The organism is Streptococcus mitis (assembly GCF_003942995.1).
GTDB classification, from domain to species: domain Bacteria; phylum Bacillota; class Bacilli; order Lactobacillales; family Streptococcaceae; genus Streptococcus; species Streptococcus mitis_CV.
The window spans coordinates 16192-31180 of record NZ_RJOH01000020.1; the positions used below are offsets into that span (position 1 = coordinate 16192).

Sequence of the window (14989 nt, forward strand, 5' to 3'; positions counted from 1 at the left end):
GTGACCTATGATTTTAACAGTCACAATGAACCCATCCATTGATATTTCCTATCCCTTGGATGAGTTGAAGATTGATACTGTCAATCGTGTGGTGGATGTAACCAAAACGGCTGGTGGTAAGGGGCTCAATGTTACCCGAGTACTTTCAGAATTTGGGGATTCTGTTCTTGCTACTGGTTTAGTGGGTGGCAAACTTGGTGAGTTTTTGGTTGAAAATATTGATGATCAAGTAAAGAAAGATTTCTTCTCAATTCAGGGAGAAACTCGGAACTGTATCGCTATTCTCCACGGTGACAACCAAACAGAAGTTCTTGAAAAAGGACCTGAAGTTCTTGAACAAGAAGGTCAAGACTTTTTAAAACATTTCAAAAAACTCTTGGAGTCAGTTGAAGTAGTAGCTATCTCAGGTAGTCTGCCAGCTGGCCTTCCAGTTGATTACTATGCGAGCTTGGTAGAACTTGCTAATCAAGCTGGCAAGCCTGTTGTCTTGGACTGCTCTGGTGCAGCACTTCAGGCGGTTCTTGAATCACCACATAAACCAACAGTCATCAAACCAAATAATGAGGAATTATCTCAGCTTCTTGGAAGAGAAGTTTCTGAGGATTTGGATGAATTAAAAGAAGTCCTTCAAGAACCTTTGTTTGCAGGTATTGAATGGATTATCGTTTCACTTGGTGCCAACGGTGCTTTTGCCAAACATGGTGACACTTTCTACAAGGTAGATATTCCTAGAATTCAGGTAGTCAACCCTGTTGGATCTGGAGATTCTACAGTTGCTGGAATTTCTTCAGGTTTACTTCATAAAGAATCGGATGCAGAACTACTCATCAAGGCAAATGTTCTTGGTATGCTCAATGCTCAAGAAAAAATGACTGGTCATGTCAACATGGCCAACTATCAAGCTCTATATGATCAATTAATAGTAAAAGAGGTATAAAATGGCTTTAACAGAACAAAAACGTGCACGCTTAGAAAAACTTTCTGATGAAAATGGTATCATCTCAGCTCTTGCATTTGACCAACGTGGTGCTTTAAAACGCCTCATGGCTCAACACCAAACAGAAGAACCAACAGTGGCTCAAATGGAAGAACTTAAAGTCTTGGTAGCAGATGAATTGACTAAATACGCTTCATCTATGCTCCTTGACCCTGAATATGGACTTCCAGCGACTAAAGCTCTTGATGAAAAAGCTGGTCTTCTCCTTGCTTATGAAAAAACAGGTTATGACACAACAAGCACAAAACGCTTGCCAGACTGCTTGGATGTTTGGTCTGCAAAACGTATTAAAGAAGAAGGTGCAGATGCAGTTAAATTCTTGCTTTACTATGATGTAGATAGCTCAGACGAACTCAACCAAGAAAAACAAGCTTACATCGAACGTATCGGTTCTGAGTGTGTGGCTGAAGATATCCCATTCTTCCTTGAAATCCTTGCTTACGATGAAAAAATTGCGGACGCTGGTTCTGTAGAATATGCGAAAGTAAAACCACACAAAGTTATCGGCGCTATGAAAGTCTTCTCAGACCCACGCTTTAACATTGATGTCTTGAAAGTAGAAGTTCCTGTTAACATTAAATATGTTGAAGGCTTCGCTGAAGGTGAAGTAGTTTATACACGTGATGAAGCAGCAGCCTTCTTCAAAGCTCAAGATGAAGCAACTAACTTGCCATACATCTACTTGAGTGCTGGTGTATCAGCTAAACTCTTCCAAGATACTCTTGTATTTGCCCATGAATCAGGTGCAAACTTTAACGGAGTTCTTTGTGGCCGTGCTACATGGGCTGGATCAGTTGAAGCATACATCAAAGATGGTGAAGAAGCAGCACGTGAATGGCTTCGCACAACTGGATTTGAAAACATTGACGAACTCAACAAAGTTCTTCAAACAACAGCAACTTCATGGAAAGAACGCGTGTAAGCAAGTCCTCCTAGGTTAGGAACATGAATCTAAAAATTTTTTAAAAAAGTTGTATGTAAAGGTTTACAAAATAACTTACTTGTGCTATACTTAAATCACAAGTTAATACAAGGTGAGTGTTACTAAGTAATATTAGGCATGATCACAGGTGAATTAGAAATCGGCTGATTTTCTAGTTCATTTGTGGTCATTTTTTGTACTCATATACCTTTAAGATATAAAAGGAGGTTGACATGTATCGAATTCTAAATCCAATGAATCACAATGTCTCGCTTGTCAGAAACGATAAAGGAGAAGAAGTGATTGTGATTGGTAAGGGGATTGCATTTGGAAAGAAGAAGGGAGATTTGATTGATGAACAGCAGGTTGAGAAAATCTTTCGGATGAAGACCGAAGAGTCAAGAGAAAACTTTATGGCTCTCCTCAAAGATGTTCCGCTTGATTTTATCACAGTGACCTATGAAATCATTGATAAGCTATCAAAGAAATATCATTATCCGATTCAAGAGTATCTCTACGTAACCTTGACAGATCATATTTACTGTTCTTACCAAGCTCTAGCACAAGGAAGGTACAAGGATAGTAATCTGCCAGATATTTCCACTAAGTATCCTGTCGCTTTTCAAATCGCAAATGAAGCATTTGAAATTTACCGTCAGAAGCTAGCGGATCATTTTCCTGAGGACGAAATTATTCGGATTGCTTATCATTTCATTAATGCCGAAGGTGAAAATGAAGTGGAACTTGTGGAGTCGATTGATAAGAGGAAAGAAATTCTCAGGAATGTTGAAGAAGTGCTAAAGGAATATGCAATTCAACGAACTAAAGAGAATAACCATTTCTATGATCGCTTTATGATTCATTTGAATTATTTCTTGGATTATTTAGACAGGTCTAGAGATGATAACCAATCACTTCTGGATATGGAAGATCATATTAAACAATCCTATCCAAAAGCCTTCGAGATTGGTTCCAAAATCTATGATGTGATTACACAACATACGGGTCTTGATTTGTATAAAAGTGAACGAGTTTATCTAGTTCTACATATCCAACGTTTATTGTCATAAAAATTTAATTAAAAATATATAAGGAGAATTCTATCATGAATAGAGAAGAAGTAACATTGTTAGGTTTTGAAATCGTAGCCTATGCTGGCGATGCTCGTTCAAAACTATTGGAAGCCTTGAAGGCTGCTGAAGCTGGTGATTTTGAAAAAGCGGACGCTCTGGTAGAGGAAGCTGGTAGCTGTATTGCAGAGGCTCACCACGCGCAAACAAGTCTATTGACTAAGGAAGCTTCAGGTGAGGACTTAGCTTATAGTGTAACCATGATGCATGGTCAAGACCACTTGATGACAACCATCTTATTAAAAGATTTGATGCATCATTTAATCGAACTTTACAAGAGAGGAGTTAAATAATGAATAAACTAATTGCATTCATAGAGAAAGGAAAACCTTTCTTTGAGAAATTATCTCGTAATATCTATCTTCGTGCTATTCGTGATGGTTTCATTGCAGGTATGCCTGTTATTCTCTTCTCAAGTATCTTTATCTTGATTGCTTTTGTACCAAACTCATGGGGCTTTAAATGGTCTGATGAAGTTGTAGCCTTTCTGATGAAACCTTACAGCTATTCAATGGGAATTCTGGCTCTTTTGGTAGCTGGTACAACAGCTAAGTCATTGACTGACTCAGTCAATCGAAGCATGGAGAAAACCAATCAAATCAACTATATGTCAACACTGTTAGCAGCGATTGTTGGTTTGTTGATGTTGGCAGCTGATCCTATCGAAAATGGTCTAGCTACTGGATTCTTGGGGACAAAAGGTTTGCTTTCAGCCTTCCTTGCTGCCTTTGTTACCGTAGCAATCTATAAGGTTTGTGTTAAGAACAACGTCACTATTCGCATGCCTGACGAAGTTCCACCTAATATCTCACAAGTATTTAAAGATGTGATTCCATTCACTCTATCAGTTGTTTCTCTTTATGCTCTTGATTTACTAGCTCGTCATTTTGTTGGTGCAAGTGTGGCAGAATCAATCGGTAAATTCTTTGCACCACTATTCTCTGCTGCTGATGGTTATCTAGGTATCACCATTATCTTTGGTGCCTTTGCCTTCTTCTGGTTTGTTGGTATCCATGGTCCATCTATCGTTGAGCCTGCTATCGCAGCTATTACCTATGCAAATGCTGAAGTCAACTTGAACCTTCTCCAACAAGGTATGCACGCTGACAAGATTCTTACTTCTGGTACACAAATGTTTATCGTTACCATGGGTGGTACTGGTGCGACACTGGTTGTTCCATTCATGTTCATGTGGTTAACAAAATCAAAACGTAACCGTGCAATCGGACGTGCTTCAGTAGTTCCTACCTTCTTCGGTGTAAATGAACCAATCTTGTTTGGTGCACCACTTGTATTGAACCCAATCTTCTTCATTCCATTTATCTTTGCTCCAATCGCGAACGTTTGGATCTTCAAATTCTTTATTGAAACACTTGGAATGAACTCATTTACTGCTAATCTACCATGGACAACTCCAGCTCCACTAGGTTTAGTTCTTGGTACGAACTTCCAAGTTCTATCATTCATTCTTGCTGCTCTTCTAATCGTGGTTGACGTAGTCATTTACTACCCATTCCTTAAAGTATATGATGAACAAATTCTTGAAGAAGAACGTTCAGGTAAAGCTAACGATGAATTGAAAGAAAAAGTTGCTGCAAACTTCAACACTGCAAAAGCGGATGCTATTCTTGAAAAAGCAGGTGTAGAAGCAGCTCAAAATACCATCACTGAAGAAACAAATGTCCTCGTTCTCTGTGCAGGTGGAGGTACAAGTGGACTTCTTGCGAATGCTTTGAATAAGGCAGCTGCAGAATACAATGTTCCTGTGAAAGCAGCAGCAGGTGGCTATGGTGCTCACCGTGAAATGTTGCCAGAGTTTGATTTGGTTATTCTTGCTCCTCAAGTAGCTTCTAACTTTGAAGATATGAAAGCAGAAACTGATAAACTCGGTATTAAACTTGCGAAAACAGAAGGCGCTCAATACATCAAATTAACTCGTGATGGAAAAGGTGCTCTTGCATTCGTACAAGCTCAATTCGATTAATAATAGGGACTATGAAATAGTTTCCTCTCGTTACGCAAATTGCTATGGCGAATTTCCTAATCGCCTTATTAATTCGTCGGTAAAAAGATATCGTTTTTACCTCCTCATGTCACAATTCGGTGACTTGGTACAAGAAGTGAGATGGAGAAGGATGGCTCACTGACTCCTCTCCTCTCACTTTTACTTTATTTTAAATCAAGAAATAGGTGAAAAAATGACAAAAACATTACCAAAAGACTTTATTTTTGGTGGCGCAACAGCTGCCTATCAAGCAGAAGGTGCTACACATACTGATGGTAAAGGACCAGTAGCGTGGGATAAATATCTTGAAGATAACTACTGGTACACTGCAGAACCAGCCAGTGATTTTTACAATCGATACCCAGTTGACCTTAAGCTAGCAGAAGAGTATGGTGTCAATGGTATTCGAATTTCTATTGCTTGGTCACGTATTTTCCCAACCGGTTACGGTCAAGTAAATGCTAAAGGTGTTGAGTTTTATCATAATCTATTTGCAGAGTGTCACAAACGTCATGTTGAGCCTTTTGTAACTCTTCATCACTTTGACACGCCAGAAGCTCTCCACTCAAATGGAGACTTCTTAAACCGTGAAAACATTGAACATTTTGTAGACTACGCTGCCTTCTGTTTTGAAGAATTTCCAGAAGTCAACTATTGGACAACCTTTAATGAAATTGGGCCAATTGGTGATGGTCAATATTTAGTTGGTAAATTCCCTCCAGGTATTCAGTACGACCTTGCCAAAGTTTTCCAATCGCACCACAATATGATGGTTTCTCATGCGCGTGCAGTCAAGCTATATAAAGATAAAGGTTATAAAGGTGAAATTGGTGTTGTTCACGCACTGCCAACCAAGTATCCTTTGGATCCTAAAAATCCAGCAGATGTTCGTGCAGCTGAGTTGGAAGATATTATTCACAATAAATTTATCTTGGATGCAACTTATCTAGGTCGCTATTCAGCTGAAACGATAGAAGGTGTCAACCATATCCTATCCGTGAATGGTGGTAGCTTAGATCTTCGTGAAGAAGATTTCGAAGTATTAGAAGCCGCAAAAGACTTGAATGACTTCCTTGGAATTAATTACTATATGAGTGACTGGATGGAAGCCTTTGATGGAGAAACTGAAATTATCCATAATGGTAAGGGTGAGAAAGGAAGCTCTAAATACCAAATCAAAGGTGTTGGTCGTCGTGTAGCTCCTGACTATGTGCCACGCACGGACTGGGATTGGATTATCTATCCTCAAGGTTTGTATGATCAAATCATGCGAGTGAAGAAAGATTACCCTAACTACAAGAAGATTTACATCACTGAAAATGGTCTCGGATATAAAGATGAGTTCGTTGATAACACTGTTTACGATGATGGGCGTATTGATTATGTGAAACAACACTTGGAAGTATTATCTGATGCTATTGCAGATGGAGCGAATGTAAAGGGTTACTTCATTTGGTCATTAATGGATGTCTTCTCATGGTCAAACGGTTATGAAAAACGCTACGGTCTCTTTTATGTAGACTTTGAAACTCAAGAACGTTATCCTAAGAAATCAGCTCACTGGTACAAGAAAGTAGCGGAAACTCAAGTGATTGAGTAGTAGAATTAGTAATTAGATATAGAATTCTAGTGAGGCAAAAAGATGTTCAAAGATTTTATCAAATCTATTTATGAAAAAGTTTATATTATCAATTTTGATAAATGTTCCCAAATACCTTGTTTGACTAATGAGGAGCTGAAAAGTCTTGGGAAATGGTATGTCTCTACCGGTAAAGAATGGATTTGCCATTCAGACTATGAGCTGGAAGAATTTAAAAATATCTTTTTAAATTTTATCAGTCCTGAAGAACGGGATAATATCTCCTTTGATTCAGATTTTATGCCGTTTCAACAATCATAAATAATCTAAGAAACTCTTTGTAAAAATCTTCATCAAAAAATGCGTCATGTCAAGATTCTTATTTTCTTGATATGACGCATTTTATATTTTATCAATCCTCAGTTTTATGGTTTAGAAAGAATAATTTTTGTTTGTTTTGAAAGTTGTTCGAAGGTTTCTTTGCTCAGTTTAGAGTCTGAAACGATGGTATCAATATCAGAGATATTGTAGAATGTATAAAAATCAAATTTATTGAACTTACTATTGTCAGCTAGTAAGTATTTTTTATTGGAATTATTGAGGGCTATGCGTTGGGATTCACCTTCCTCTTCACTAAAGGTCGCAATCGCATTGTCCTTAATACCATTACAGCTAACGAAGGCTTTAGAAAATTGAAGATTGCCCAAGTTTTGCAAGGTTAGTGTTCCAACAAAGGCTCCAGTGATAGAGCGGTAATTCCCACCAATTAAAATCAAATCTGTTAGTTTTCGTTCGTTTAAGATGAGAAAGACTGGTAAACTGTTTGTTACAACACGAATATTATCAATTGGAAGTTCACGAGCAAAAGATTCCAAGGTGGTACCAGGGCCGATAAAAATAGTTTCACCCTCATCAATTAAATGGCCTGCAAAACGGCTAATTTCTTGTTTTTCTGCGATTTGTAAGCTTTGTTTTTCAATATTGGAACGTTCATTATTTAAAATAGAACCTGTGCGAATTTTTTCAGCTCCCCCGTGCACCCGAACAAGTAGATCCTTGTCAGCTAACTCTTGCAAGTAGCGTCTAGCAGTCATATCTGATACATCTAAGCGAGCCATAATTTCTTTTACAGTAATAGTTCCCTTTGTATTTACCGTTTCTAGAATATTATCTAGTTTTTCCTGCTTTAACATCGTTATCACCTCTATTTCTATTACTATTTTATCATAAAGTATTCAATCAATCAATTTAAAAAACAAAAGAAAACAAAAACAAAAACATCATGGTTGTTTTAAACAAACCATGATGTTGTTATCACTTATAAAATAGATGACCTTAGTCCAAACCGTAGTTGTAGTCATCGTCTTGCATGGCTTCAACTTCACCAAGGAGGTAACCATTTCCGACTTGAGAGAAGAAGTCGTGGTTGGAAGTTCCTGTTGAAATACCGTTCATAACGATTGGGTTGACATCATCTGCTGAGTCTGGGAAGAGTGGATCTTGTCCCAGGTTCATGAGTGCCTTGTTGGCATTGTAGCGAAGGAAGGTTTTGACTTCTTCCGTCCAACCAACACCGTCATAGAGGCTTTCTGTATAGCCTTCTTCATTTTCATAAAGAGTGTAGAGCAGGTCGTACATCCATTCTTTGAGTTTTTCTTGCTCTTCTTCAGGCAATTCATTGAAACCGAGTTGGAATTTGTATCCGATATAGGTTCCGTGAACAGACTCATCACGAATGATCAATTTAATGATTTCAGCGACGTTGGCTAGTTTATTGTTACCAAGATAGTAGAGGGGAGTGAAGAAACCAGAGTAGAAGAGGAAGGTTTCAAGGAAAACGCTGGCAACTTTCTTTTCAAGTGGGCTACCGTTTAGGTAGATTTCGTTGACGATCTCAGCCTTCTTTTGTAGGTAAGGATTGGTATTGGTCCATTCGAAAATTTCTTCAATCTCAGCCTTAGTATTCAAGGTAGAAAAGATTGATGAGTAAGATTTAGCGTGGACAGATTCCATAAATTGGATGTTATTGAAAACAGCTTCCTCATGTGGTGTACGGATGTCTGCGCGAAGGGCTTGAACCCCAGTTTCAGATTGCATAGTGTCGAGAAGGGTTAAACCACCAAAGACTTTTCCAACCAAGTCTTTTTCTACATTTGATAGCTTTCTCCAGTCATCCAAGTCATTTGACAAAGGAATACGTGTATCAAGCCAGAATTGCTCCGTCAGTTTTTCCCAAGTTGATTTGTCGATGACATCTTCGATGGCATTCCAGTTAATGGCTTTGTAGTAAGTTTCCATTTTGAAATCTCTTTCTGTGTTTAGTATTGCGAACTCACAATTACTTCTATTTTATCATAATTCTAGAGGAGTATCGCACAAAAAGTCGGAAGCCCGACTTTTTGTTATTTCATAGTATAGATGCTTATTCTAGTTTAGCAGGGTGAATGAATCACTTATCTGAGAAAAAGTAGTTTCCTCAAACAAAAATTAGATCACACAGCTTTCACATTGGTTGGCACCGACTTCTCCACCATCATCAGTAAAGGTACGGACGTAGTAGATAGACTTGATACCCTTGTTAAAGGCATAGTTACGAAGGATAGACAAGTCACGTGTCGTTTGTTTGTTTTCTTTCTTCCATTCGTAAAGACCTTTTGGAATGTCACTACGCATGAAGAGGGTGAGTGAAAGTCCTTGGTCCACGTGCTCAGTCGCAGCAGCGTAAACATCAATCACCTTACGCATATCCATATCGTAGGCAGAAGTGTAGTATGGAATGGTTTCTGTTGACAAGCCAGCAGCAGGGTAGTAGATTTTACCGATTTTCTTCTCTTGGCGTTCCTCGATACGTTGCGTAATCGGGTGGATAGAAGCAGAAACATCGTTGATATAGCTGATAGAACCATTTGGTGCTACAGCAAGACGGTTTTGGTGGTAAAGTCCATCTGCTTGAACCTTGTCACGAAGTTCAGCCCAGTCAGCAGCACTTGGGATAAAGACATCTTTGAAGAGTTCTTTAACACGGTCTGATTTTGGAACAAATTCGCCAGTTGCATACTTGTTGAAGTAGCTTCCGTTAGCATAGTCTGATTTTTCAAAGTTATGGAAGGTAATACCACGTTCACGCGCAATATTGTTTGACTCAACCAAGGTCCAGTAGTTCATAAGCATAAAGTAGATGCTTGTAAACTCAACAGACTCAGGTGATCCATATTCGATGAGTTGTTGGGCAAGGTAGCTGTGAAGTCCCATTGCGCCAAGACCAAAAGTATGAGCTTGGCTATTTCCATGATCGATAGTAGGTACAGCTACGATGTGTGAACTATCTGTAACGAAAGTAAGGGCACGAACCATAGCACGGATAGAACGACCAAAGTCAGGTGAAGTCATCATGTTGACCACGTTAGTTGAACCAAGGTTACATGAAACGTCTGTTCCCATTTGAAGGAATTCTTGAGCATCGTTGATCAAGCTTGGTTCTTGGACTTGAAGAATCTCAGAACACAAGTTACTCATGATAATCTTACCATCAACAGGATTTGCACGGTTAGCCGTATCAATGTTGACCACATAAGGGTAGCCAGACTCTTGTTGCAATTTAGAGATTTCAGTTTCCAAATCACGCGCCTTGATTTTTGTCTTGCGAATGTTTGGATTTGCGACGAGTTCATCGTATTTTTCAGTGATGTCGATGTAGTTAAATGGCACACCGTATTCAAGCTCTACTGAGTAAGGGCTGAAGAGGTACATTTCTTCATTTTTACGAGCCAATTCGTAGAATTTATCGGGCACCACAACACCAAGTGAAAGGGTCTTAACACGAACTTTTTCATCGGCGTTTTCTTTCTTAGTTGAAAGGAAGGCGATAATATCTGGGTGGAAGACGTTGAGGTAGACAACACCAGCACCTTGACGTTGCCCCAACTGGTTTGAATAAGAGAAGCTGTCTTCAAAAAGCTTCATAACTGGTACGACACCAGAAGCTGCTCCTTCATAGCCTTTTATAGGTGCACCAGCTTCACGAAGATTGCTGAGGGTAATTCCCACACCACCACCGATACGTGAAAGTTGAAGAGCAGAGTTGATAGAACGTCCGATAGAGTTCATATCATCTGTGACTTGAATCAAGAAACATGATACCAATTCTCCACGACGAGCACGACCAGCATTCAAGAAGGAAGGAGTAGCGGGTTGGTAGCGTTGGTGGATAATTTCATTGGCAATATCAATTGCAATGGCTTCATCACCGTCAGCAAAATAAAGGGCGTTGAAGAAGACACGGTCTTCCATACTTTCAAGATAATATTCACCGTCGTTAGTCTTCAAAGCATATTGATTGTAAAATTTATAGGCAGCCATGAAAGACTTGAATTGGAAGTTTTGTTCTTTGATAAATTGAGACAATTCTTCCAAAAATTCTGGACGGTATTTCTTGATAAAGGCTGTTTCGATGTAGTTGTGTTCAATGAGGTAGTTGATTTTATCCTTGATTGAATCAAAAACCATAGTATTTGGAACTACATTTTCTTTAAAGAAAGCATCCAAGGCTTCCTTATCTTTATGAAGCATGATTTGTCCATTAACAGGACGGTTGATTTCGTTATTGAGACGGAAGTAAGTCACGTCCTCAAGATGTTTTAATCCCATAAAATTTCCCTTATCTAATTACAAAAGAAAGGCTTCTAAGTTAGCCCTAGAAGCAGTTTCTTCTGGATGATGTACTAAGATTATGCTAATTGTTTCAGTTTTCCTGGTTGGAAACCTGAAAAGACTTCAGTTGGTGTTTGGATAACAGGAGCTGCGCTGAAACCGAGCTCTTTAACTTGATCGATGTACTCAGGTTGCTCATCAAGATTGATTTCGCGATAAGCGACATTATTACTGTCCAAGAAACGTTTGGTCATTTTACATTGGACACAGTTGTTTTTAGAATAAACGGTTACCATTGTGTAACTCCTCTTTCAAAATAGATTACTTTTTTAGTATATCAGAAAATAAATTTTTGTCAATAATTTGAAACTAAATATAGTGGTCTATTTTTCTGCTCAAGCCCACAAAACACAATATGTAGTGTTTGTTTTGTGAAATGATGATAATTATCCTATAAGTTGTTTTTTGAAAAACTATATCCTGTGTTTTGTTATCTAGAATAGAAGATTTTCAGCAAGTTATCTGAAAGGAAATCGAATAAATCCCATAAAATGCTTGAAAAAAATCCTAGAAGATGATATAATACCAAATTGTAAGGGTTATCACATATAACTCAAAAAAGAAAGAACAAAAGGAGAGTCAAACTATGGCTTCTAAAGATTTCCACGTAGTGGCAGAAACAGGTATTCACGCACGTCCAGCAACATTGTTGGTACAAACTGCTAGCAAATTTGCTTCAGATATCACTCTTGAGTACAAAGGTAAATCAGTTAACCTTAAATCAATCATGGGTGTTATGAGTCTTGGTGTTGGCCAAGGTGCTGACGTAACTATCTCAGCTGAAGGTGCAGATGCAGATGATGCTATCGCTGCAATCTCAGAAACAATGGAAAAAGAAGGATTGGCATAAGGAAGATGACAGAAATGCTTAAAGGAATCGCAGCATCTGACGGTGTTGCCGTTGCAAAAGCATATCTACTCGTTCAACCGGATTTGTCATTCGATACTGTTTCAGTCGAAGATACAAACGCAGAAGAGGCTCGTTTGGATGTAGCTCTTGAAGCTTCTCAAAACGAGCTTTCTCTTATCCGTGAGAAAGCTGTAGGTACGCTTGGTGAAGAAGCGGCTCAAGTTTTTGACGCTCATTTGATGGTTCTTGCTGACCCAGAATTGATTGGTCAGATTAAAGAAACAATCCGTGCTAAGAAAGTCAATGCTGAAGCAGGTCTTAAAGAAGTGACTGACATGTTCATCACGATCTTTGAAGGCATGGAAGATAACCCATACATGCAAGAACGTGCAGCGGATATCCGCGACGTGACAAAACGTGTATTGGCAAACCTTCTTGGTAAAAAATTGCCAAATCCAGCTTCTATCAATGAAGAAGTAATTGTGATTGCGCATGACTTGACACCATCTGATACAGCTCAATTGGACAAAAACTTTGTAAAAGCTTTTGTAACAAACATCGGTGGACGTACAAGCCACTCAGCTATCATGGCACGTACACTTGAAATTGCAGCTGTATTGGGAACAAATAACATCACTGAAGTAGTAAAAGACGGTGATATCCTTGCCGTTAACGGAATCACTGGTGAAGTGATTATCAACCCAACAGATGAACAAGCAGCAGAATTTAAAGCAGCTGGTGAAGCTTATGCTAAACAAAAAGCTGAATGGGCACTTTTGAAAGATGCTCAAACAGTGACTGCTGACGGTAAACACTTCGAGTTGGCTGCTAACATCGGTACTCCAAAAGACGTTGAAGGTGTTAACAACAACGGTGCAGAAGCTGTTGGACTTTACCGTACAGAGTTCTTGTACATGGATTCTCAAGATTTCCCAACAGAAGATGAGCAGTATGAAGCATATAAAGCTGTTCTTGAAGGAATGAATGGTAAACCAGTTGTCGTTCGTACAATGGATATCGGTGGAGATAAGGAACTTCCTTACTTCGATATGCCGCACGAAATGAACCCATTCCTTGGATTCCGTGCCCTTCGTATCTCTATTGCCGAAACTGGAGATGCTATGTTCCGCACACAGATCCGCGCTCTTCTTCGTGCTTCTGTTCATGGTCAATTGCGTATCATGTTCCCAATGGTTGCCCTATTGAAAGAATTCCGTGCAGCTAAAGCAGTCTTTGATGAAGAAAAAGCAAACCTTCTTGCTGAAGGAGTTGCAGTTGCGGATGATATCCAAGTTGGTATCATGATTGAAATTCCTGCAGCAGCGATGCTTGCAGACCAATTTGCTAAAGAAGTTGACTTCTTCTCAATTGGTACAAACGACTTGATCCAATACACAATGGCAGCAGACCGTATGAACGAGCAAGTTTCATACCTTTACCAACCATATAACCCATCAATCCTTCGCTTGATCAACAACGTTATCAAGGCAGCTCACGCTGAAGGTAAATGGGCTGGTATGTGTGGTGAGATGGCTGGTGACCAAAAAGCTGTTCCACTTCTTGTCGGAATGGGCTTGGATGAGTTCTCTATGTCAGCAACATCTGTACTTCGTACACGTAGCTTGATGAAGAAATTGGACACTGCTAAGATGGAAGAGTACGCTAACCGTGCCCTTACAGAGTGTTCAACAATGGAAGAAGTCCTTGAACTTCAAAAAGAATACGTTAACTTCGATTAATGTCATTAACCTTGTAACCTAGTTGCAAGGTTTTTTGATACATTCGGGAATAGTATAGTCTTATAAAGTACACTTTTAAATGCTCCAGAGGCATGGTATAATAGAGGGGAGTAATTAGAATAAGAGAGAAACCATGTCTAAAGAAATTGATATTGAGTACTACCACCAGCTAGCCTTGCAAAAGCAGAAGGAACACCGTAAAGTTTTAGCCAATTTAAAGAAAAAGCCACCAAAAAATTTAGATAAGATAGCCCAGCAGATTCACCAAGAAGTCTTTGAGGAGATTGATTGTACCGCCTGTGCTAACTGTTGCAAGACATTGGGGCCTGACTTTAAAGAAGCGGATATTACAAGAATCGCCAAGTATTTTAAGATGAAATTACCAGCTTTTGAAGCGGAGTTTCTGCAGGTAGATGAAGATGGAGACAAAGTTTTTAAATCCATGCCTTGTCCGTTTTTAGGAGGCGATAACCTCTGTTCCATCTATGATGTTCGTCCAAAAGTCTGTCGTGAATTTCCCCATACTGACCGCAAAAAGATTCATCAAATCAATCATCTAACGATTAAGAATACCTTGACCTGTCCAGCAGCCTATCTCTTTGTTGAGAAATTAAAGGATAAGTTATAGAGAGTTAAATGATAAAAATTTCTAATAATAACTAGAGATATGAAAGGAGTACTCCTGTGCCTAGACCGAAAACAAAAGAGGAGCTAATGCTGGCCTCTAAGGAAAACTATGACAAGCTCAATCGTTTCATCTAAACGTTATATAAGTTTAAAAGGGCTACCAAGTAATGTAGCCCTTTTGGATTATGTGACTATTAGTCCGTCTCGCTCCGTTAGGTGCGAGACAAAACAACCACCCGCTATGCGGGTGCGCGTCGAAGGTTATACCAAAAAAACTCCGAACGCGATACAATAAAGGTGTTCAAGCCAATTGTAAAGCGAAAGGAGAAAAATATGGCACAAAAGGCTCATAGTTTATCGCACACAAAGTGGCACTGTAAGTATCACATTGTGTTCACCCCTAAGTATAGACGAAAAGTCATCTATAATC

Annotated in this window: 15 protein-coding genes and 1 pseudogene; 12 read left to right on the forward strand and 4 right to left on the reverse strand. The window is 39.1% G+C overall.

What is annotated here, in order from left to right; translation table 11 throughout:
• Positions 1-7 precede the first annotated feature (7 nt).
• From D8836_RS09445 to D8836_RS09475, 7 genes are all read left to right on the forward strand, one after another.
• Positions 8-937, forward strand: a complete 930-nt coding sequence (locus D8836_RS09445; RefSeq protein WP_125393836.1) for a tagatose-6-phosphate kinase — start codon at positions 8-10, stop codon at positions 935-937.
• A gap of 1 nt (position 938) precedes the next feature.
• Positions 939-1919 carry a tagatose-bisphosphate aldolase gene (lacD, locus tag D8836_RS09450; RefSeq protein WP_125393837.1) on the forward strand — a complete coding sequence of 327 codons (981 nt, stop codon included), beginning with the start codon at positions 939-941 and terminating at the stop codon, positions 1917-1919.
• Positions 1920-2152: 233 nt separating this feature from the next.
• Positions 2153-2989: a PRD domain-containing protein gene (locus D8836_RS09455; RefSeq protein WP_125393838.1), complete on the forward strand. Its 837-nt coding sequence runs from the start codon at positions 2153-2155 to the stop codon at positions 2987-2989.
• A gap of 35 nt (positions 2990-3024) precedes the next feature.
• On the forward strand, positions 3025-3342 hold the full coding sequence (locus tag D8836_RS09460; protein WP_001078331.1) for a PTS lactose/cellobiose transporter subunit IIA: 318 nt from the start codon (positions 3025-3027) through the stop codon (positions 3340-3342).
• Positions 3342-5033 carry a lactose-specific PTS transporter subunit EIIC gene (locus D8836_RS09465; RefSeq protein WP_125393839.1) on the forward strand — a complete coding sequence of 564 codons (1692 nt, stop codon included), beginning with the start codon at positions 3342-3344 and terminating at the stop codon, positions 5031-5033. The genes D8836_RS09460 and D8836_RS09465 overlap by 1 nt, the downstream gene beginning before the upstream one ends.
• 214 nt (positions 5034-5247) lie before the next feature.
• Complete coding sequence (lacG, locus tag D8836_RS09470) at positions 5248-6654, forward strand: 6-phospho-beta-galactosidase (protein ID WP_125393840.1); 1407 nt, start codon at positions 5248-5250, stop codon at positions 6652-6654.
• Between the two features lie 42 nt (positions 6655-6696).
• Positions 6697-6954 (forward strand): DUF3884 family protein, encoded by a 258-nt coding sequence (locus D8836_RS09475; protein WP_125393841.1) that lies wholly within the window; start codon positions 6697-6699, stop codon positions 6952-6954.
• A 104-nt stretch (positions 6955-7058) separates the two neighbouring features.
• Here D8836_RS09475 and D8836_RS09480 read toward each other — a convergent pair whose 3' ends face one another.
• From D8836_RS09480 to nrdH, 4 genes are all read right to left on the reverse strand, one after another.
• On the reverse strand, positions 7059-7826 hold the full coding sequence (locus tag D8836_RS09480; RefSeq protein ID WP_125393842.1) for a DeoR/GlpR family DNA-binding transcription regulator: 768 nt from the start codon (positions 7824-7826) through the stop codon (positions 7059-7061).
• A gap of 142 nt (positions 7827-7968) precedes the next feature.
• Positions 7969-8931: a class 1b ribonucleoside-diphosphate reductase subunit beta gene (gene nrdF, locus D8836_RS09485; protein ID WP_000451386.1), complete on the reverse strand. Its 963-nt coding sequence runs from the start codon at positions 8929-8931 to the stop codon at positions 7969-7971.
• A 189-nt stretch (positions 8932-9120) separates the two neighbouring features.
• Complete coding sequence (nrdE, locus tag D8836_RS09490) at positions 9121-11280, reverse strand: class 1b ribonucleoside-diphosphate reductase subunit alpha (protein WP_125393843.1); 2160 nt, start codon at positions 11278-11280, stop codon at positions 9121-9123.
• An 80-nt stretch (positions 11281-11360) separates the two neighbouring features.
• The gene (gene nrdH, locus D8836_RS09495) at positions 11361-11579 is read right to left on the reverse strand and encodes a glutaredoxin-like protein NrdH (RefSeq protein WP_000259240.1); all 219 of its coding nucleotides are present in this window, start codon (positions 11577-11579) and stop codon (positions 11361-11363) included.
• A gap of 350 nt (positions 11580-11929) precedes the next feature.
• On the opposite strand from nrdH, the gene D8836_RS09500 reads away from it, so the two are divergent.
• The 5 genes and pseudogenes from D8836_RS09500 to D8836_RS09515 form a co-directional block, all read left to right on the forward strand.
• The gene (locus D8836_RS09500) at positions 11930-12193 is read left to right on the forward strand and encodes a phosphocarrier protein HPr (RefSeq protein ID WP_000146947.1); all 264 of its coding nucleotides are present in this window, start codon (positions 11930-11932) and stop codon (positions 12191-12193) included.
• 5 nt (positions 12194-12198) lie between these two features.
• A complete protein-coding gene (ptsP, locus tag D8836_RS09505) occupies positions 12199-13932 on the forward strand; it encodes a phosphoenolpyruvate--protein phosphotransferase (RefSeq protein ID WP_125393844.1) in 1734 nt (577 codons plus the stop codon).
• Positions 13933-14065: 133 nt separating this feature from the next.
• Positions 14066-14560: a YkgJ family cysteine cluster protein gene (locus D8836_RS09510; RefSeq protein WP_125393845.1), complete on the forward strand. Its 495-nt coding sequence runs from the start codon at positions 14066-14068 to the stop codon at positions 14558-14560.
• Between the two features lie 56 nt (positions 14561-14616).
• Positions 14617-14691, forward strand: a pseudogene (locus D8836_RS11605) (ClbS/DfsB family four-helix bundle protein); the annotation flags it as partial.
• A 201-nt stretch (positions 14692-14892) separates the two neighbouring features.
• On the forward strand, positions 14893-14989 hold a 97-nt coding region (locus D8836_RS09515; protein ID WP_173233557.1), incomplete at its 3' end, for a transposase.